Annotated in this window: 19 protein-coding genes and 1 pseudogene; 11 read left to right on the top strand and 9 right to left on the bottom strand. The window is 54.9% G+C overall.

The window, feature by feature from the left end:
* Positions 1 to 184 precede the first annotated feature (184 nt).
* The 5 genes and pseudogenes from XMD517_RS04455 to XMD517_RS04435 form a co-directional block, all read left to right on the top strand.
* Positions 185 to 2,791: a methyl-accepting chemotaxis protein gene (locus XMD517_RS04455; RefSeq protein WP_173507583.1), complete on the top strand. Its 2,607-nt coding sequence runs from the start codon at positions 185 to 187 to the stop codon at positions 2,789 to 2,791.
* Complete coding sequence (locus XMD517_RS04450) at positions 2,781 to 3,860, top strand: chemotaxis response regulator protein-glutamate methylesterase (RefSeq protein ID WP_173486944.1); 1,080 nt, start codon at positions 2,781 to 2,783, stop codon at positions 3,858 to 3,860. Before XMD517_RS04455 ends, XMD517_RS04450 begins: the two co-directional genes overlap by 11 nt.
* Before the next feature lies 1 nt (position 3,861).
* On the top strand, positions 3,862 to 4,392 hold the full coding sequence (locus XMD517_RS04445; RefSeq protein ID WP_173486945.1) for a chemotaxis protein CheD: 531 nt from the start codon (positions 3,862 to 3,864) through the stop codon (positions 4,390 to 4,392).
* A gap of 132 nt (positions 4,393 to 4,524) precedes the next feature.
* On the top strand, positions 4,525 to 4,719 hold the full coding sequence (locus XMD517_RS15845) for a transposase (protein ID WP_173486946.1): 195 nt from the start codon (positions 4,525 to 4,527) through the stop codon (positions 4,717 to 4,719).
* Positions 4,706 to 5,002, top strand: a pseudogene (locus XMD517_RS04435) (integrase core domain-containing protein); the annotation flags it as partial. The gene XMD517_RS15845 and the pseudogene XMD517_RS04435, both read left to right, overlap by 14 nt.
* An 87-nt stretch (positions 5,003 to 5,089) precedes the next feature.
* On the opposite strand, the gene XMD517_RS04430 reads toward XMD517_RS04435, so the two are convergent.
* The 7 genes from XMD517_RS04430 to XMD517_RS04400 are packed head-to-tail and all read right to left on the bottom strand — an operon-like array spanning position 5,090 to position 10,125.
* Entirely contained in the window at positions 5,090 to 5,464 is a 375-nt protein-coding gene (locus XMD517_RS04430) for a hypothetical protein (protein ID WP_173488016.1), read from the bottom strand.
* Between the two features lie 11 nt (positions 5,465 to 5,475).
* A complete protein-coding gene (locus XMD517_RS04425) occupies positions 5,476 to 5,862 on the bottom strand; it encodes a response regulator (protein WP_173486949.1) in 387 nt (128 codons plus the stop codon).
* Positions 5,863 to 6,762, bottom strand: a complete 900-nt coding sequence (locus tag XMD517_RS04420; protein ID WP_173488017.1) for a protein-glutamate O-methyltransferase CheR — start codon at positions 6,760 to 6,762, stop codon at positions 5,863 to 5,865. It abuts the gene before it with no gap.
* A complete protein-coding gene (locus XMD517_RS04415) occupies positions 6,759 to 7,238 on the bottom strand; it encodes a chemotaxis protein CheW (protein WP_173486951.1) in 480 nt (159 codons plus the stop codon). Before XMD517_RS04415 ends, XMD517_RS04420 begins: the two co-directional genes overlap by 4 nt.
* Before the next feature lie 4 nt (positions 7,239 to 7,242).
* Positions 7,243 to 9,474 (bottom strand): chemotaxis protein CheA, encoded by a 2,232-nt coding sequence (locus XMD517_RS04410; RefSeq protein WP_217360514.1) that lies wholly within the window; start codon positions 9,472 to 9,474, stop codon positions 7,243 to 7,245.
* A gap of 5 nt (positions 9,475 to 9,479) precedes the next feature.
* A complete protein-coding gene (locus XMD517_RS04405) occupies positions 9,480 to 9,842 on the bottom strand; it encodes a response regulator (RefSeq protein ID WP_173486952.1) in 363 nt (120 codons plus the stop codon).
* Between the two features lies 1 nt (position 9,843).
* Complete coding sequence (locus XMD517_RS04400) at positions 9,844 to 10,125, bottom strand: STAS domain-containing protein (protein ID WP_173486953.1); 282 nt, start codon at positions 10,123 to 10,125, stop codon at positions 9,844 to 9,846.
* A gap of 379 nt (positions 10,126 to 10,504) precedes the next feature.
* On the opposite strand from XMD517_RS04400, the gene XMD517_RS04395 reads away from it, so the two are divergent.
* The 6 genes from XMD517_RS04395 (at position 10,505) to XMD517_RS04370 (ending at position 17,413) form a co-directional block, all read left to right on the top strand.
* Positions 10,505 to 11,860, top strand: a complete 1,356-nt coding sequence (locus XMD517_RS04395) for an ABC transporter substrate-binding protein (RefSeq protein ID WP_173486954.1) — start codon at positions 10,505 to 10,507, stop codon at positions 11,858 to 11,860.
* A 54-nt stretch (positions 11,861 to 11,914) separates the two neighbouring features.
* On the top strand, positions 11,915 to 12,907 hold the full coding sequence (locus XMD517_RS04390) for a carbohydrate ABC transporter permease (RefSeq protein WP_173486955.1): 993 nt from the start codon (positions 11,915 to 11,917) through the stop codon (positions 12,905 to 12,907).
* Positions 12,907 to 14,040: a carbohydrate ABC transporter permease gene (locus XMD517_RS04385; protein ID WP_173486956.1), complete on the top strand. Its 1,134-nt coding sequence runs from the start codon at positions 12,907 to 12,909 to the stop codon at positions 14,038 to 14,040. Before XMD517_RS04390 ends, XMD517_RS04385 begins: the two co-directional genes overlap by 1 nt.
* Entirely contained in the window at positions 14,037 to 15,185 is a 1,149-nt protein-coding gene (locus tag XMD517_RS04380; RefSeq protein ID WP_254449760.1) for an ABC transporter ATP-binding protein, read from the top strand. The genes XMD517_RS04385 and XMD517_RS04380 overlap by 4 nt, the downstream gene beginning before the upstream one ends.
* 158 nt (positions 15,186 to 15,343) lie before the next feature.
* Positions 15,344 to 16,471: a peptide chain release factor 2 gene (prfB, locus tag XMD517_RS04375; RefSeq protein WP_055192501.1), complete on the top strand. Its 1,128-nt coding sequence runs from the start codon at positions 15,344 to 15,346 to the stop codon at positions 16,469 to 16,471.
* A 153-nt stretch (positions 16,472 to 16,624) separates the two neighbouring features.
* On the top strand, positions 16,625 to 17,413 hold the full coding sequence (locus tag XMD517_RS04370) for a DUF2189 domain-containing protein (RefSeq protein WP_173486957.1): 789 nt from the start codon (positions 16,625 to 16,627) through the stop codon (positions 17,411 to 17,413).
* 118 nt (positions 17,414 to 17,531) lie between these two features.
* Here XMD517_RS04370 and XMD517_RS04365 read toward each other — a convergent pair whose 3' ends face one another.
* On the bottom strand, positions 17,532 to 18,035 hold the full coding sequence (locus XMD517_RS04365; RefSeq protein WP_173488018.1) for a polymer-forming cytoskeletal protein: 504 nt from the start codon (positions 18,033 to 18,035) through the stop codon (positions 17,532 to 17,534).
* Positions 18,025 to 19,338 carry a M23 family metallopeptidase gene (locus XMD517_RS04360; RefSeq protein WP_254449878.1) on the bottom strand — a complete coding sequence of 438 codons (1,314 nt, stop codon included), beginning with the start codon at positions 19,336 to 19,338 and terminating at the stop codon, positions 18,025 to 18,027. The genes XMD517_RS04365 and XMD517_RS04360 overlap by 11 nt, the downstream gene beginning before the upstream one ends.
* Positions 19,339 to 19,400 lie beyond the last annotated feature (62 nt).

Raw genomic sequence — 19,400 nt, 5'->3', positions numbered from 1 at the left:
TGTGGAATTAGTCAGCGCGCAGGTGATGAATTTGCCTTGAAAATATATTTGAAGGCAAACACTTAGCGTGATTTTAGGCGCGCGTTTCTTACTGGTTGCTTTTAACCCCATTTCAACACTCCACACCTTAGTCTGGCGAAAGACCAATTCACGAGGTTGCACGGCAAAAGGAATGGGACCAAATATGACCACCGATGCTCATGGAAAATTTTCACCCAAGAAACTGAACTCCGTGTTTGTCAAACTGACAGCGACGATCGTTGCATCCATAGGCGTTGCAGCTCTCTTTATGGTTTTTCTTTCTTTGAAGGGGAGTGACGAGGTCGTTGATAAACTTACCTCGGCGAAAAATCAGGAAATTACCCGTTTGCTGGGACAGAGTTTGCTGGGGTCTTTTCAGGTGATGAGTGCCAACGGGATACAGAACCGGCTGATGACAGTTGTTGATCCTGAAGATCCTTATTCCCCTACAGTCATTGCCGCCGCGAAGAATGGCCGCGTTCTGGCCCAGATGGGACCAGAGCTGACTGACATGCCGCTTTTGGAAGGTCTGGTTGCGGAGGCGGTGCAAACGCAACGCTCGCAAGAGGCGAGTGACGGTCTTTATTATGCTTATCCTATACATTCTGCAGATGGGAAAAAGTTCTATGGAGTTCTGGCATTCGCTTGGAATGCAAAGAAAACCCGAGAACTCGTGCGCGTTGAACAAGTGCGTACGACTGCGATTTCGGCGGCAGTTTTTCTTGTAGCGCTTGTTCTGATCATGTTCGGAGTTCAAAAGGTTGTCGTCGGGCCGCTCAAACAAATTGGGACAGCGGTCCGAAAAATCTCCAAAGGGCACTATGATGTGGAAATCAAAGCTGCTGCCCATGGTGATGAGATGGGGAATTTGGCCGGAGCGTTATGTGACTTTGCGGGCGAACTTGCTACAGGTGCCGAGCTTGAAAAGCAAAACCAGTTCCGAAGTACTGCATTCCGGGATGTCTCTACCAATCTCATGATGACGGATGATACCTTGACCATTCAAGAGGTCAACCCAGCCATGGAGGCGCTTTTTGTCGAAAAAAGAGAAGAATTTCTGAGTTGTATTACGGGGTTCCCGGAAGGTGGTGCCGAAGGGGAAAGCTTGGAAACGTTTCTGCAGGCGGCAACAGATCCGACGGTTCTGGACAGAATTGCAGCCGCTGAAAATCTCCCTTGCATGGTTGATCTTGTCGTTGGTGAAAGTCGCTATCGCGTGATGATCAACGATGTCCGTGATGCGGAAGAAGATGTCATCGGATATGTGGCGGAGTGGTCGGATATTTCGGACAGTTTTGTAAACCAAGCGCTGATGAAGGCGATTGACGAAAACCAGATTAAGGTTGATCTCAATTTGGATGGAGAGATCATGAGCTGCAATGCTCACTTTTCTGATCTGTTGGGAAGAGAGATTGAAAGCCTGTCTGGGTTGGCTTTCGAGGAGCTTTATTCCGGCTCTGATGGAAATAGTGAGCAATTTCAACAGGTGATCCAACATGTTTCCCAAGGCGCATCTCTGTATGACCACTTTGTTTTGACAGGAAGTGATAGTTCGCCATTGGTTGTTGACGGCGGGTTTGTTCCGGTTCGGGACCTTGATGGTCGGTTGATGCGTATCGTTTTGATAGCGACGGATGTTACGGAGACGCGGCGGGAGATAGAGGCATCGGAGGTTCGTCGGGCTGAGATGGAGGCGGCCCAGAACCGTGTAGTTGACGCGCTGCGCGAGGGGTTGAGCCGTTTGTCGGACGGGGATCTGACCACCGAGATCTCGGATGCGTTCTCTGAGAATTACGAGCAGCTTCGCCATGATTTCAACCGGGCTGTTGACAACCTTCTTACAGCGATGCGTGGGGTGGTTGAGAATGCTGAGATGATCCAGGGGGAAGCGTCCGAGATTTCGAATGCAGCGGATGATCTGTCACAGCGAACCGAAAGGCAGGCAGCCACGCTGGAGGAGACAGCCGCGGCGCTGGATGAGCTGACATCATCGGTGCGTTCCGCCGCAGATGGTGCAGCGCATGCCAATGAAGTGGTTGAAAGCGCGCGGAAAAATGCAGAAGTTTCTGGCGAGGTCGTGCGGGAGGCCGTAGAGGCCATGGGCGAGATTGAAACCTCGTCCCTGCAAATCTCGAAAATTACCGGCGTGATTGACGATATTGCGTTCCAGACCAACCTGTTGGCGTTGAATGCCGGGGTTGAAGCGGCACGAGCCGGTGAGGCGGGGCGGGGCTTTGCAGTGGTCGCCTCGGAAGTGCGGGCCCTGGCGCAACGTTCTTCTGACGCCGCACGAGAGATCAATGAGCTGATTTCGGCCTCTGGCAGCCAGGTGAAACGTGGCGTGCATCTGGTGGACCAAGCGGGAGAAGCCCTGGTCGGGATTGTGGAAAGTGTCAGTGAAATCAGCCGGAATGTCGGTGAAATAGCCATATCTGCACGAGAGCAGAGCGCTGGTCTTGCGGAAATCAATGAGGCGGTAAACCAGTTGGATCAGGTGACGCAGCAAAATGCGGCCATGTTTGAACAAACAACTGCAGCCAGCCATTCTTTGACATGTGAGGCCAAAACGCTGACCAGCACCATGTCCCGTTTCAAAACTGGTCAGGCGGAACGACCTGCAGCACAAATCATTGAAAGTGATGTTTTTGTCGAACCGGCTTCACAAACCGAAGAGAGCGCCCTCCATCCCCTCCCGGCCCCCCAAGGCTCCGTAGCAATCGCACAGCAGATCGAAACGGACCATGCCTATGAGGATTGGGATGAGTTTTGATCTTAAAGGATCATGGAGCGTTTCCGCAAAGAAACAGCCTACACGCGTTCTTATTGTGGATGATAGTCCGACAATGCGAAGCCTGATACGCTTTTGTCTTCAAAACGACCCTCGCTTAGAAGTTGTGGGGGAGGCAGCGTCGGCGTTGGAAGCTCGGGAATTGGTGAAATCCAAATCTCCGGATGTAATGACGCTTGACGTTGAAATGCCAGGGATGAGCGGGTTGGAGTTCTTGCGTAGATTGATGCGCGCAAAGCCTATGCCGGTTGTGATGTTCTCATCATTGACTTCTGAGGGCAGTGAATCTGCTATCACAGCATTATCATTAGGTGCTTTTGAATGCATATTGAAACCAGGCCCCGGTGCAGGGCAAAGTTCACTTGAGTGCCTCCCGCAAACGATCCACGCCGCAGCGCAAGCACACATAGGTCCAGTTGGGTGTGCAAGAAGTAAAAACCTGACACCGCAACAGGCGTTTAGTAACTGGAACGGAAAAACCGTTTTGATTGGGGCATCTACGGGAGGAGTGGAGGCGTTGGAGTTTCTGGTTCAAAAAATGCCAGCAAACTGTCCTCCCATTCTGATTACCCAACATATGCCAGCACAGTTCTTAGCCAAATTTGCCGATCGGCTAAACAGAATTGCAAAGCCAAAAGTTCGGTTGGCAAAAGAAGGAGACCGACCGCTTCCTGGAGAGATTTTGATAGCGCCAGGAGGCGAAACGCATTTGGTATTGGTCAATCCTCTGGATCCGAAAATTCACCTTCTTAAAGCGCCTAAACGAACGGGGCACCGCCCGTCTGTAGACGAAATGATGCTGTCTGCCCAAGCTATAGCAAATCGGGTCGTCGGGGTCATTTTGACTGGCATGGGAAATGATGGTGCGGAAGGTATGGCTCGGCTAAAAGCCCAAGGGGCGACTTGCCTCGCTCAGGATGAAGAAAGCTCTGTAGTTTTCGGAATGCCAAGGGTTGCAATCGAAAAAGGAGGTGTCGACGTCGTTTTACCTCTCGCTCAACTCCCAAACGCCATTCTTGATATGTGTTCCGGTTTGAAGAGGACGAGTTGAAATGACGCAGTTCTCTCTACCAAACAATAAAGTTGTGCGAACCTACATATCTCAAGGTGAATTTGCGATAGAAAAGGGACCAGATGCGGTTATCTCCACGTTGTTGGGGTCATGTGTATCTGCCTGTTTGTGGGATGAATCATCAGAAATTGGCGGCATGAATCATGTGCTTTTTTGTGATGACACTCAGAATGCCGAAGAGGTTTTCGGGCACGGTGTGAATGGGATGGAACTACTGATAAACGGTATGATTCATATGGGCGCGCGCAGAAATAACATGAAGGCAAAAGTTTTTGGAGGCGCACAAATGATTGCAGGCCTTTCAGATGCCGGCGTGAGGAATGGTGAATTTGTCATAAGTTTTCTCAAAAAAGAGAATATCCCGTACGTGGGGGGGGATCTGGGGGGAAACAAAGCGCGTCGTCTTGATTTTTGGCCAGGAACTGGCTGTGTCCGTCAAAAAATGGTCGCAAGGGATCTCCCGCTGATCAAACACGGTATGGTAAAACGCAACGACGTTGAATTGTTCTGAAATTCATGATGAGCGGTATCGCTGATCCTTAACTTGACCAACTCTATCTGAATGGTGTGGGTTGAATTGTGACCTAAGTCCCTAAATTTCCTCCAGTTTTGTGTAGATTTCGCCCAACCTAAGGACGGACAAATGAAGACGAGTTTCACCGACGAACAGATCATGCAGATGCTCAAGGAGCAGGAAGCTGGCGAGCGAACTGCTGACGTGTGCAGGCGCTATGCATTGCCCGGCAGGGTATTGCACAGCAATATCCCGAGAGGGGGATTAGCCAGGGCACGTTCTACAAATACAAATCCAAGTATACCCGTGAGAAACTGGCACTGAGTTCACCAGCATGGCCATCCTGCGGTGGGTTCAGGAAGCCGGGATCGACTGGCATTACATCCCGCCGGGAAAGCCGACACAGAACGCATTCATCGAAAGCTTCAACGGCAAGCTACGCGACGAATGCCTCAACGAAACGCTCTTCAGCTCACTGGCCGAAGCGCGGGAAGTGTTGGAAGCATGGCAGGAGGATTACAACACCCACAGACCGCACTCGGGGCTCGGAAACCTGACGCCGAGGGAATTTGCAGAGAAAATGAACATGGACAAACTGGCCGTGTAACGCCACCAAACCAAACCCAAGGACGCTCCGTGAACTGGGGGAAACTTGGGGCTCAGGTCATCACGGTTAATCAATGAGGCGACCGGTTTATAACCAGGTTACCTCGCCATCCGATTGCTCAAAAACGGCGTTTTTCCCAACGAATAGCCTAGCCTTCAAACTTTCGAGTTGAACAGTTTGCATCAACGTTTCTCTGTCTATTGAATTGAATGCGGAGTTTGCGCTCAAAACGCGCATCATGTTCCCGAGATCAACCAGAGTTTGCTGTAGTCGATCAATGTCTTGCAGTATCTGGAGTTCGACGAAAAGATCGGGGTGCTGAGCTTTTTCCAAAAGTGACGAGATGGCCCACTGAATTTCTTTGCTCAATGCAGCCAGCGTACAGAGCTCTGCAGATGCTGCAGACAAAGTCTCTCGTATTACAAGCTTGTTGGGGTGATGAGGTGGTGTTTCTATTCCCATAGCTCAGCCCCTCACAGCCTGCCAACAATGGCTTCAATTGCGATGCGAAGCTGATCTGGCTGGAAAGGCTTTTTTACGAAATTGTTCATGCCGAGCTTTTTGCCGTACTCAATTATTTCCCGATCTGCCTTGCCAGTAATCAGCAAGAAACCTACCCCCCTTGTCTGAGGTGTCGAGCGAAGAGCATGAAGTAATTGCAAACCGTTCATCCCTGGCATGTTCATGTCTGAGATTACCAGATGGACCGGCCATGTAGAAATTTTCTGCAAAGCATCTTGGCCATCGCTTGCAGTCTCAATCTGTCTCACACCAAATGCTTCCAGAGCTTGGGTAATGATACCGCGACTTGTGGACATGTCATCCACAACAATTATTCGCAGTTGATCTCTAAGTGCCATTCAATTCTGCCTTTTCAAAGGATGCATTTCGTATTGCAAACGATATGCCGTGGTGCCAAATGTGCTGAATTTGTTTTGGTAGCTGTCCGAAATCCGTTCGGAGTGCCCAAGAAATAGCCACCCGCCCGGCCGAAGGGCGTTGGCGAATTTCTCCCACAGGATATCCTGAGTTTTCTGGTCGAAATAGATAACGACGTTTCGGCAAAATATGACGTCAAACTTTCCTTTCATGGGCCAGCGTTCCAGTAGGTTTAGTTGGCGATAAGAAATCAGGTCCAAAATTGTACTTTTACTTTTCCAAACCAAATCGTGATTCAAGTTTTGACTGACCCGGGAAAAGTATTTTTCGGCTAGATGATGTGGGACGCCATCCAGCATTCTTTCTGAATACTCTGATGCCTGGGCAAAGCGGATGACGCGGGGGTCAATATCAGTTGCCAAGATTTTGAGATCATGAGCCCGGCTGGCCAATCCACTTTCTCGAAGTGTGATTGCTAAAGAAAGAGACTCCTGTCCGTTCGAACAGCCCGCTGACCAAAACCGAATAGGTTTTTGCGAGCGGTTTGATTGCATGAGGGAAGGGATCACCTCACGAGAAAGGATATCAAAGTGATGTTGTTCGCGGAAAAAGTGCGACACGTTGGTGGTGAGAGCTGAGATCAGTTCCGATCTTTCGTGTGTTCCTCCAGAGCTTAAAAAGTAGTCGCAGTAATCACAAAAACTATTGAAGTTGAGATCCCTGAGGCGTCGGGCCAATCTTGTACGGACCATGGCTGTCTTGCTTGAGGAAATTGACAACCCGGCAGTTTCGTACGCAAATTTGACGATGCGTTGAAAGGAATGCTCGTCCAGTGCCGGCCCCGAGAGACTCTGTGTGCTATGATGATGCTCAACAGTCACGCGGCTTCCTCGTTGGTTTCTGGAAGCACCGCATTGAGATCAAGGATGCGGATCATGCGATCTTCCACAATTGTAAGCGCGGAAACAAAGTTGCGCTTCTGGTCTGCACGCATCTCAGGGGGGGGCTGCATGTCCTGTTCGGAAATAGCTAGGATGTCTGATACGGCATCGACCACCAAGCCAACGGTGCGTTCACCGATTGCTACGACAATGATAACATTACGCTCGGTGTTTTTGTCTTCATGCATGCCAAGCCGCTTTGCCAAATCTACAATTGGCAGCACAGTCCCTCGAAGATTGATTACCCCTTTCACATAGCTCGGCGCATGGGGCAGGGAAGTTGCCTGTGCGCCGCCGCGAATTTCGCGAACACTCATGATATCGACTGAATAGTCTTGTCCGCCCACCAGAAATGACAGGAGTTCAATTTCATCGCCATCGCTATGGGTGTCGAGGTTTTTTGTAGCTTCAGTCATGAGGTTATCCTGCGATTGTGGCATGGGGGGAGGCTGGGCGCGTGCGTCCACTGGCTTTGGAAACTAGGTCGACCGGGTCGAGGATCAGAGCAATTTTGCCGTCGCCGAGGATCGTCGCGGCCGCAATTCCTGGAACTCGTCCATAGCTGTCTTGCAACCCCTTGATGACTACCTGACGCTGGTCATCAATTGCATCGACCACTAGGGCTGCACGCGAGCCGTCCTCTTGGGTGATGAGCAATGCTACGGTGCCCGTGTAGCTGTCCAATGGTTCGCGATAACCAAGTTCTGCACCCAGATCGAGTAGCGGGACGAATGTGTTTCGGATGTTCACCACCTGTGTTTCCGGGCCAAACTCTTTCAGATCAGGACCCGTAAGAGTGAGTGTTTCCAAGATGGAATTAAGAGGAACAACCAGGGTTTCCTTCGCCACGGTGACGATCATGCCGTCTAAAACTGCAAGAGTTAGGGGGAGCGAAATGGAGAAGGTTGTTCCTTTACCTTGTTCGGAGGAAATCGAGATCCTCCCTCCCAGTGCCTGGATGGCACTGCGGACGACGTCCATTCCGACACCGCGCCCCGAAAGGTTGGAAACCTCGGAGGCCGTCGAAAACCCTGGTAAAAACAGAAGGTTGTCAATTTCGCTTTCCGTGAGCTGCAGATCTGCGGGAACCAAGCCTTTCTCTACCGCGAGTTTATGAACCTTTTCGCGGTTGATGCCAGCCCCGTCATCAGAGACTTCTATGACCACACGGCCAGACCGATGGGTCGCAGACAGTGAAACTTGTCCTTGAGAGGGTTTCCCACGGGCTTCGCGGTCCCTGTTCTCTTCCAGGCCATGATCGACTGCATTTCGGATCATGTGTGTCAAGGGATCAGCCAGCCGCTCGATGACCGTCTTATCAACCTCTGTATTCTCACCATCCGTGTTGAGGCGGACATCCTTTCCAATCGCGGCTGATGCTTCACGGACAATACGCCCCATGCGTTGAAAGAGAGATTTGACGGGCTGCGCCCTAATCATCATCACGCTTTCCTGGATGTCGCGGGTCAATTGCAGGAACTCTTCGAGACCAGTGCGCACGGTTGAATTTGGGGGCAGCCCAGCTTCTTCGACACTTTGTGTCAGCATTGCCTGATTGATCACAATTTCTCCAACCAGATTGACCAACCGGTCAATGCGTTCGAGATCAACCCGCACCGTTGCCCGCGGGGTTGTGCTGCCTGACGCGGGCTTTGTGATGTCCTTCGGAAGGGTAGTCGGGGAGGGGCGCTCAGGTTCAGTTGTTGGAGGAGAAACCGGTGAAGACAGGTCGCCGTCTTTGGCGGACTTTTGCTCCTCTGGGGGCTCCTGGGGCATTGAGAAACTTTCGGCAGTTGAAAGTGCTGCGGGCAGTGGAGGGAGGTCAGGGAATGGCGCGTTGTCACCAGGGGTCAGGTTTTCAAGTGGCGGCAGGTCATCGTAGAGAGACGACAGGGGAGCATCCAAGGTTGAGACTTGCAGGATGCAGATGCCTTCGACGAACTCGAAAACTTCGGTGATGGCTGTTTCGGCCTCTGACGTTTCAAGATTGATCTTCCAGGTCATGTACCCTGTTTCGGGATCGAGGTCTTCAAGGTTCGGGAGCCCCTCACTCTCACATGACACCTCAATGTCGCCCAGGTCGCGTAGGGCCCGGAGCAGGAAAAGGGGTTCATTTCCAAGAACGTAAAGCTCATTTTCTGGTTTGAAAGTTATTTGATAGCCGGGTGGGGGAGACGCTGCGGGGGCAGCTGTTTCAAACGAAGACAGATCCAGGGACAACGCCATGGGCTGGAAATCAACGTCTTCTTCCTGTTGCGACGCTGTGTCCCCCACCAGCTTGGAAAGGTTGGCGACTGCGGGGTCGGTTCGACTTGCCTCATGAGGGTCGCCATCGCGCGCTTCGCGGACAAGGTCAGCCAATATATCGCTGCATTGGAAAAAGAGCTTGAGCACATCCTGGTCGGCGATGAGTTTGCCCGCGCGAACCTCGTCCAATGCTGTTTCGAAATGGTGGGCGAAGTCTACCAGGTTGTCCAAGCCAAAGGCGCCGGCGCCGCCTTTGATTGAATGAACTGCACGGAAAACGACGTTGACCGTCTCGCTGTCTGGCTGCCCGTCATCCATTTCCTGCAAACCATCCTGCAGACCTTCCAAGAGTTCTTCACATTCGATGAAAAAGGAAGCCTTGATTTCAGCCATCGGATCCGACATGTGCCTTACCCCGCTACCATTTTGAGAGCTTTGACAAGCTTGTCAGGATCAAAGGGTTTGACGATCCAGCCGGTGGCTCCGGCGGCGCGTGCGCGTGATTTCATGTCTTCTGCGCTTTCAGTGGTCAGCACAAGAATGGGGATTGCCTTGAACCTGTCCTGCGCACGCACGGCATCAATGAAACCAAACCCATCCAAGCGGGGCATGTTGATATCGGTGATGATCGCATCGGGCGGGGCAATATCCTCAAGCACCTCAAGCCCATGCATTCCATCTTCCGCAAGATGGGCGTCGATCCCCTGGCTTTTCAGGGTCAGCCTGACCATATCCCGCATTGTGCGACTGTCATCCACTGCCAGAACCTGCATGTTACACGGCCTCCCATTGGCAAATCGTCTTTGAAGAAAAGCCCAGAAGGGTCATCTGGTCTTCGCACTCGTTTGATGCGTTGATCAGGTCCAGCGATTTTCCGTCGGCAGCCCATGTTTTGGCTGCGGCACGAATGACCTGCAGGCCAAGTGCGCCCAGATGGGTAACCCCAGCTGCGTCCAAGGTCAGGTCCTGTCCGCGCAGCTCTAATATGGCGTCCTTTAGCGGGGCGGCGGCGCGCAAGTCGAGCTTTGGGTCGAGGAGAAGTGTCGTGTCGCTCATGTCGGCGCCCCCGCAGCATGGGTGCAAATCTGTGTCACAATTCGCCCTTTCCTGTTCCAGTTGAAACAGGTGTAAAACAGCGGGGGTTAAAAATTGGCTTACGACGACAGCAATTTCCCGCGAAGAGCTGCCCCAGGCCGTATCGCGGTCCGTTCCATTGGCCTGTTGCGCAACGTGGCCGTGCCCTGCGGAGGGGGAGTAGGGCCGGGATTTCAGAGCGGGCAGGATATTCGCATTGGTTGTAAAACTTGCGCACAATACATTGACAAGGAGAGTGAGACGCGCGAATTTTTAATCACTGGTCGGCACTGGCGGGCCATGGTTCATCCGGGGCCAATCTCGGGCAAATATGCGCCATTTGGTGGGCTTGGAGGGGTATATGAGGCAGGTTCTTGTTGCTGGGGCTGTTGCGTCGATCTGTTTGGGGGGCGGAACCGCCCACGCTGAAGAGGCGTTGATCTTTCCGCCAGGCAGTGGAGCCTTTTCCTGGGGCAGTTATCACGCCTTGAGCGATCTGGATCTGTCCGGAGACGTTCTGACGATTTCAGGGGGCTGGCTTGGCCCAGATCAGGAGATGCTGGAAAATGTGATTGCCTATTTCGAACAGGCGACCGGAGCAGATGTGCGCTATGCGGGATCTGACAGTATCGAACAGCAGATCGTGATCGATATTGAAGCGGGGAGCCCCCCAAACATCGCCATGTTGTTTCAGCCGGGGCTGGTTGAGCAGTTTGCCGCGCGGGGAAAGCTGACCCCATTGTCCGAGGACACGGTCACCTGGACGCTTGAGAATTATGCGGCCGGTCAAAGCTGGGTGGATCTTGGCACGTTTCGGGGACCGCAGGGAGCACCGGCGCTTTACGGGTTTGTCTATAAGGTCGATGTGAAATCGCTGGTCTGGTATGTGCCGGAAAACTTTGAGGAGGCAGGCTATTCCGTGCCGGGGTCGATGGAGGAGTTGATCGCCCTCACGGATCAGATTGTGGCGGATGGGGGCACCCCATGGTGTATCGGTCTCGGCTCTGCCGGGGCCACCGGATGGCCGGCAACCGATTGGGTCGAAGATTTCATGCTGCGCAGTTTTTCACCCGAGGACTATGACGCCTGGGTGCGCAATGATATGCGTTTTGATGATCCGAAAGTGGTAAGTGCGATCGAGGCGTTTGGCCGTATCGCGCGCAATGATGCCTATGTTGCCGGGGGTGCGCAGGCGGTGGCCACCACCGATTTTCGCGACAGTCCCCAAGGCTTGTTTGCCTCGCCACCCCATTGCTACCTGCATCGTCAGGCCAGCTTTATTCCGAGTTTTTTCCCTGACAGTGTCGACGTTGGGCTGGACGCTGATTTCTTCTACTTCCCGGCTTTTGCGGACAAAGATCTGGGCAAGCCAGTGCTTGGGTCCGGTTCTTTATGGGTGATCACGAAAGACAGCCCCGCGGCGCAGGCTTTCATGGAGTTTCTGAAAACGCCAATCGCGCATGAGGTCTGGATGGCGCAGAAAAGCTTTCTGACCCCGCATAAAGGTGTGAATGCAAGTGTTTACACCGATCCCACCCTGGCCAAGATGAACGATATTCTGCTTCATGCGGATACGTTTCGCTTTGACGGTTCCGACCTGATGCCCGCCGCGATCGGGGCGGGGGCGTTCTGGACCGGCATGATCGATTATGCCAGCGGTAAGGAGGCCGCATTTGTGGCGCGCGACATTCAGAAGACCTGGGACACACTCAAGTAATCCGCCCGTCCCCCTGGGGCGTCCCGGGCTGCACCGGCATGTGGAAAGGAAGATATGGCGCAGATCTTTGCCGCAACTGGTCTGATCGTGATCGGCCTGTCTGTCTGCGCAGGGTATTTCCTCCTGTCGAACTTTGTTCTGGACTGCTGCCTGCCCGGCAGGGGTAAAAACGCGCACCGCAACTTGCGCTGGGGCGGTCTGATCCGGCCTTGGCTATTTCTGCTGCCCGCGCTGGTGCTGCTGTTGATCTACCTTGTCTACCCCGTATTCCAGACATTGCGCCTGTCCGTGATGGATGTAGGCGGCAATTGGGTGGGGTTTGACAATTATGTCTGGCTTGCGCAAGACGACAAGTTTCGCGAAAGCCTTGGCAACAACATCCTGTGGCTGATTGTCGTCCCCGCGGTTTCGACCGCGCTTGGCCTTGTGTTGGCAGGGGTGACAAACCGGATCCGTTGGGGAGGTGCCGTTCAGAGTCTGATTTTCATGCCCATGGTGATCAGTTTCGTCAGCGCGGCGGTGATCTGGAAGTTTGTTTATGCCTATCGAGGGGCAGGGCAGGGCGACCAGATCGGCCTGTTGAATGCCATCGTCACGGGCGCCGGTGGCGCGCCGCAGGCCTGGATTGCCACGCCCATCTGGAACACGTTTTTTCTGATGGCCATTCTGATCTGGATCCAGACCGGATTTGCGATGGTGGTCCTGTCTGCCGCGCTGAAAACGCTTCCCACGGACACGCAAGAGGCCGCCCGCCTTGACGGTGCAGGGACGTTTCGGATCTTTGTGCAGATCCAGCTGCCACAGATCCGGGGAATGATTGCAGTGGTCTGGACCACCATCACGGTGACGGTGTTGAAGGTCTTTGATATTGTCTTTGCAATGACCAATGGGCAATGGGGCACACAGGTTCTGGCCAATCTCATGTATGACTGGATGTTTCGGGCGGCCGATCCGGGGCGGGCGTCTGCGGTTGCCGTGGTGATCATGCTTCTGGTGACACCTGTGATGGTCTGGATGATCCGATCCACAGGCCGCGCGTCGCGCTGATGAGAGGTGTGTCGCATCATACTCCCCTGCGTTGGGTCGCAAATTCTGTCGCGGTTCTGCTGGTCCTATTGTGGATCATGCCGACACTTGGGCTGCTGGTCAGCTCCTTTCGGGATCGGGATGCGGTATCGGCAAGCGGGTGGTGGACGGCGCTGCAGCCCTCTGAGCAGGTCCTGAAACTGCGCGCGCCTGCGCCACAAGGGGCGATCCGACAGGGGGAGGATTGGGTGCTGACGGGCAATCTCCTCGATGGGAAGCAGGGCAGGGTGCTGCGGTTCGGCCTGACCGCCGCGGCCCCGTCGGCCATGCGCGCCGGGCAGGTGGCTGTCCATCGCTCCGGGTATCAGGTCCGGGTTGAGGAGAGTGGTGATTTTGTCATCACCTACCCGGAACGGCCGGAGGGACTGACGCCGCAGCGGATCTTTGTCGTGGTCGACACCCCGCCGCAATTCACGGCGCAAAACTATCTCAAGGTGCTGCGCGCCGAAGGGATGGGGCAAAGTTTTGTCAATACGCTCACCGTCACGCTACCATCCACCATTTTGCCCGTGCTGATTGCCGCATTTGCGGCCTATGCGCTGACCTGGATGGAGTTGCCCGGTCGGCCATTGCTTCTGGCCAGCATTGTCGGGTTGCTGGTGGTGCCCCTTCAGATCGCGTTCATCCCGCTCCTGTCTCTTTACAATCAATCGGGTCTGGGGAAATCCTATCCGGGGATCTGGCTGGCCCATACCGGGTTTGGCCTGCCCTTCGCCATCTTTCTGCTGCGCGCTGCGATGGCGCGGCTGCCCGCTGAGCTGATCGAAGCCGCGCGCCTTGATGGGGCGGGGGAATTGCGGATTTTCCACACGATAGTCCTGCCGCTGATATTCCCCGCGCTGGCAGGCCTGTCGATCTTTCAATTCCTCTGGGTCTGGAACGATCTGTTGGTGGCCCGCGTGTTTTTGGGGGCGGGAGAGGAGCATCTAGTGATGACAGGCCGGATCGTTGAAATGATGGGGACACATGGCGGCGAATGGGAATTGCTGGCCGCCTCCGCTTTCGTCTCGATGATCGTGCCGCTTTTGGTCTTTTTCGTCTTGCAACGTTGTTTCATTCACGGCCTTCTGAGCGGGGCGGCGGCAAGAGAATGACCAACATGCAGGGCAGGGAACATGAACAGATCGGGCTGAAAATCTCGAGCCTTTCAAAATCCTTCGGATCCGTCAGCGTGCTGCGCAATCTGGATCTTGAGCTGCACCGGGGGGAACTGCTTGTGGTGGTCGGCCCATCGGGCTGCGGTAAGTCCACGCTTTTGCGCCTGATTGCCGGTCTGGAAAAGCCCACACATGGGGCCATCCATATCGCGGGCAAGGAGGTGGGCCCCATTGCGCCCAACGCCCGCAGCGTGGCCATGGTGTTTCAGAACTATGCGCTTTATCCGCATATGAGCGTGTTTGACAACATGGCCTATGCGCTCAAAATCGCCAGGCACCCAAAGCCCGAAATCAAGGCCAAGGTTCACGGGGTCGCAGAACGCCTGCGCCTGTCGCCATATCTGGATCGCCTGCCCAAAACATTGTCCGGCGGCCAGCAGCAGCGGGTTGCAATTGGTCGCGCAATGGTGCGTGATCCGAAACTCTACCTGTTTGACGAACCACTTTCTAATCTCGATGCATCGCTTCGGGTCTCCATGCGGAGCGAAATTGCGCGGCTCAAGGCCGAGATGCCCGAGAGCACGATGATTTATGTGACCCATGACCAGATCGAAGCCATGACACTGGCGGACCGGGTGGCGGTGCTCTCAGATCAGGGGATTGTTCAGATCGGGACACCGATGGAGCTTTATGACCACCCGCAAACCGAGTTTGTGGCGCGGTTTATCGGCAGTCCTGAGATGAACATGCTGCCTGCACAGATCAGCCGAACCGGGGCAGACACCGAGGTTACACTTGCCGGGGGCGGGGTGGTGCGCGTCCCTATACCCTCCAGCCCGGATCTGGAAGGCGCTTTCGTCACACTTGGCGTGCGTCCTGAACATATCGCCCTGTCTCCCGAACCCGACCTTCTGAGCGCCTCTGTGGAGCGGGTCGAAGCTCTTGGGGATGTCAGCCATGTCCATCTTGCCATAGAAAACGCCGATAGGTCCGAGATCGTCGCCAAGCTGCCCGGCGATCACACGGGGCTGCGCTCTCGGCGGGTGTCGCTCTCAATCCAGCCGCAAAAGCTGCATCTTTTTCACAATGGCCGCGCGCTGCCTGGGCCTTCTCATTTTCTGGACAGAAATATCCCAGGGTGAGCACGCAGTGCGAGGGGCAGAGCCCCGGTCGTGCCCGCGCCGCCGCTCAACCGGCTAAAATATTCCATCCTTCCCCCAACCCTTCCCCGGATCACAACTTGCCCAACGCCCCGCTGATTGCTATTGCGGGGAACGGAATTGAAACAGAGGATGAACCCATGCGGGCAGAAGCTCAGAAAAACGTAGATGCCATCGAGAAATCTCTGGCCCTCCTGCGCGAGCGGATCGGCTGGGAAACAGCTGAGCACCGGCTGGAAGAGTTCAATGCGATGACCGAAGATCCCGACCTCTGGAACGATCCGGAGCGGGCGCAGAAACTGATGCGGGATCGTCAGACGCTTCTGGATGCGGTGAACAGCTATAAATCCATGGCGCAGGACATGCAGGACAATATTGACCTGATTGAACTGGGCGAAATGGAAGAGGATGACGAGGTTGTCTCAGAGGCAGAAGCCGGTCTGAGGGCGCTGGTCGAAAAGGCTGCCGCGGCTGAGCTTGAAGCGCTTCTGGACGGTGAAGCAGACGGCAACGATACGTTTCTTGAAATCAATGCAGGTGCAGGCGGCACGGAAAGCTGCGACTGGGCGTCGATGCTGGCACGTATGTATGTCCGCTGGGCCGAAGCGCATGGTTACAAGGTTGAACTGCAATCGGAAAGTGCGGGCGATGAAGCCGGGATCAAGTCTGCGGCCTACAAGATTTCCGGCCACAATGCCTATGGCTGGCTGAAATCGGAAAGCGGTGTGCACCGCCTGGTTCGGATTTCGCCCTACGATTCAGCTGCGAAACGTCACACGTCCTTCAGCTCGGTCTGGGTCTATCCCGTGGTGGATGACAATATCGAGATTGAGGTTAACCCCTCTGACATTCGCATCGACACCTACCGGTCATCCGGTGCGGGTGGTCAGCACGTGAACACCACGGATTCGGCGGTGCGGATCACCCACATCCCGACGGGGATCGTCACGACCAGCTCGGAAAAATCGCAGCACCAGAACCGGGATATCGCGATGAAGGCCCTGAAATCGCGCCTTTATCAGATGGAGCTGGACCGCCGCAACGCTGCCATCAACGAAGCGCATGAAAACAAAGGGGACGCGGGATGGGGCAACCAGATCCGTTCCTATGTCCTGCAACCCTATCAGATGGTCAAAGACCTGCGCACCGGCCACGAAACCTCGGACACGAAAGGGGTTCTGGATGGGGATCTGGATGCCTTCATGGCCGCTGTTCTGGCCCAGGACGTTGCGGGCAAATCTCGTGCCGAAGCAAACGCCACCGACTGATCTGGTTGGCGGATCTGTGCAAAGGGGGCCCTCGCGGCCCCTTTTTTTATATCCATTGCAACAAATTCACATGTTCAGGAACTTGACGGAAGGCCATTCCCTCGTAACACTCGTAACCACGCGCGAGATAAAGAAAAAACGCAGGGAGAAAGAATGACGGATGCAACGGAACTGGAGGCTTCTGCGCCTCCAACGATTAACCAGATTACAATCTCTGACGTGATGGCAGCACTCAGGAATGGGTGGACCGATTTCAGGCGTGCCCCGGCCTTTGGTCTTTTCTTTGCGCTGTTTTATGTGCTGGGTGGAATTGTTCTTTATCTTGAGTTTGAGGTGATGGGGCAAAGCTACTGGATCATCCCGGTCGCGTTCGGATTTCCCTTCCTCGCGCCGTTTCTCGCGGTTGGGCTTTACGAGGTCAGCCGCCGGTTGGAGCAGGGGGGCGAGCTGGATTGGGCCCAGATCCTCGGGTCTGTCGTCAATCAGAAAGACAGGCAATTTCCGTCGATTGCCATGGTGCTGATCATGGGGTTCTTGTTCTGGATCTTTGTCGCGCATATTGTGTTCATGCTGTTCATGGGGTTGCAGCCCATGACCAATATCACCTCGAACTGGCAGGACGCGCTGCTGAACCGAAACGGGATTTCCATGCTGGCGGTGGGAACGCTGGTGGGGGGCGCCATGGCCTTTGTGGCGTTTTCGATCACCGTGTGCAGCCTGCCGATGTTACTGGACCGTGAAATGGATTTTATCTCGGCGATGATCCACTCCTTTCAGGCGGTCATGCAGAACCTTGTGCCGATGATTTTTTGGGGAGGGATCGTGACGGTGATAACCATACTGGGGATGCTGCCGCTGTTTTTCGGACTCTTCATCGCGCTGCCGGTGCTGGGCCATGCCACCTGGCATCTTTACCGTCGCACCATGAGTTTTGAGGGCTGAGGGGGCGTTTCCAGGTATTGCTGTGATCCAACAATATCTGGCAAGGCTTTAAGAAAAGGCATCTGCCTGCAACGCCAAAGGCCGCCCCGGGGCGGCCTTTTTGCATGTGTCAAAGTGCTTATTCTTTGGGAGCTGCCGGGGCCACAGGGGCCGATGGGATCGGCTTGGCACCTTTGGACAGCGGATCATCCTGACGCTGCACAGATCCTTCGAAATGCGCGCCGCTTTCAATGGCGATGGTCTTGTGAATAATGTCGCCTTCGACACGTGCGGTCGAGGTCAGGCGCACTTTCAACCCGCGCAGGCGGCCGATGATCCGGCCATTGATGACCACATCGTCACTAACCACTTCACCCTTGACCGTGGCGCCTTCGCCAACCGTCAGCTGATGGGCGCGAATATCCCCTTCGACGGTGCCTTCGACGATGATATCGCCGGTCGAGCGAACGTCACCCTTGATGACGATGTCCGAGGACAGGGTGGATGCAGGCGGTTTTGCCTTGGGGGCTGCGGCCGGGGGGGCTGCAGGGGTCGGAATGGCGGGCTTTTCGGGGGCGGCTGCTTTTGCGTCGGTGTCGCCGGCCTTGGGGCCCGGTTCATTGATCCTGGATTTAGAAAACATCTCGTCCTGCCTTGATGTAGATCATCGGGTTGATGGGCTTGCCGCCGACTCGCACTTCGTAGTGCAGATGTGGTCCGGTGGACCGCCCAGAGTTTCCAATATCACCGATTCTGTCGCCGCGCGATACCCTTTGGCCCTTTTTCACCCGAATGGCAGATTGATGCGCATATCTGGTTTCAATTCCGAACTCATGCTGGATCTTGACCAGACGGCCATATCCCGAGCTCCAGCCGGCAAAGGTAACGACCCCATCGGCCGGTGCGTAGATCGGTGTGCCGATCGGCGCTGCAAAATCGGTGCCATTATGCATGCGTCCCCAGCGCCGCCCAAACCCGGAGGTGAAGCGGAAACCGGATTTCACCGGCATGTCGAAGGGCATTTTCTGTGCCGCAATGCGGTAAAGGTTCATCTGATCCAGCCGGCTCAGGATCTCGTTGGCGCGCGTGGCATCGGCATCGGGTTCGCCGCCACGGGTCGAGAGGATCAGCGGCGTCATTGGCCCGCCCTGACCGGAATAGCCGCGTTTGATCTGGCTCAGGATGTGATCCACTGACATGCCGGATTGGCGGAACATCTTGTCCATCGGTTCCATCGAGACCGAGACCGCATCTTCAAGCTGGCGGAAAATCTGGTCGTTGCGCTCGTCGCGCAGACGGCTTTCATAGAACATTTCCTGAGCGTATTGCTGCGCTTCAAGGGATTGCTCTGCCAGCAGATCCCGTTCGACCGCGGTGTTTTCGAGGGCGGCTGTCAGGAATGTCAGGGTGTCACGCGCCTGTTTCTGAAGCGGTGAGGCCTTTTGTTCTTCACCGGCTTTCTCGGCAATCATGGCCTCAAGACTGTCGCGCGCATCATCCCGTTCGCTCAGCGTGCGGCGCAGGGTGCCCTGGATGACGCCAATACCGGTTTCCAGTTCGCGCAGGCGTTCTTCCGAGGCCAGAAGCTCGCTTTGCATGTCCGAGATTTCCGTGAGCGCCTTGCTGAAACGTGCCTGGGCTGCCGCTGCCTCTTCCGCCCGGGTGTCACGTTCGGCCGACAGGCTTTGTAGGCGCTTTTCATAAAGCTGCTTATCGCGTTCGGCCTGATCGCGCAGGTTGCCCGAACCGATACTGTCCATCAGAAACACGGCGGTGGCGATAATGGACCATGCGACAAACAGGGTTGAACCGGTCCAGCCGATCAGCTGTGTCATGGGGGTCAGGCGAATAAACCGGGTGCCATCATCCGATCGCAGGAATAGGCGCTGCTCCGGAAAGAAACGCTCCAGCCCGTGATTCATTTTGTCGATCAGACGTGTCTTCAAGACAGACCTCGCTTTTCGCCCCGGTTGAGGCTTCCCATTCCCCGGCATTTTCGGACCTTTTT

Source organism: Aliiroseovarius sp. xm-d-517 (assembly GCF_013283135.1).
GTDB classification, from domain to species: Bacteria; Pseudomonadota; Alphaproteobacteria; order Rhodobacterales; family Rhodobacteraceae; genus Aliiroseovarius; species Aliiroseovarius crassostreae.
The sequence above is the reverse complement of the archived record's forward strand: the minus strand, read 5'-3'. Positions and strand labels throughout refer to the sequence as shown.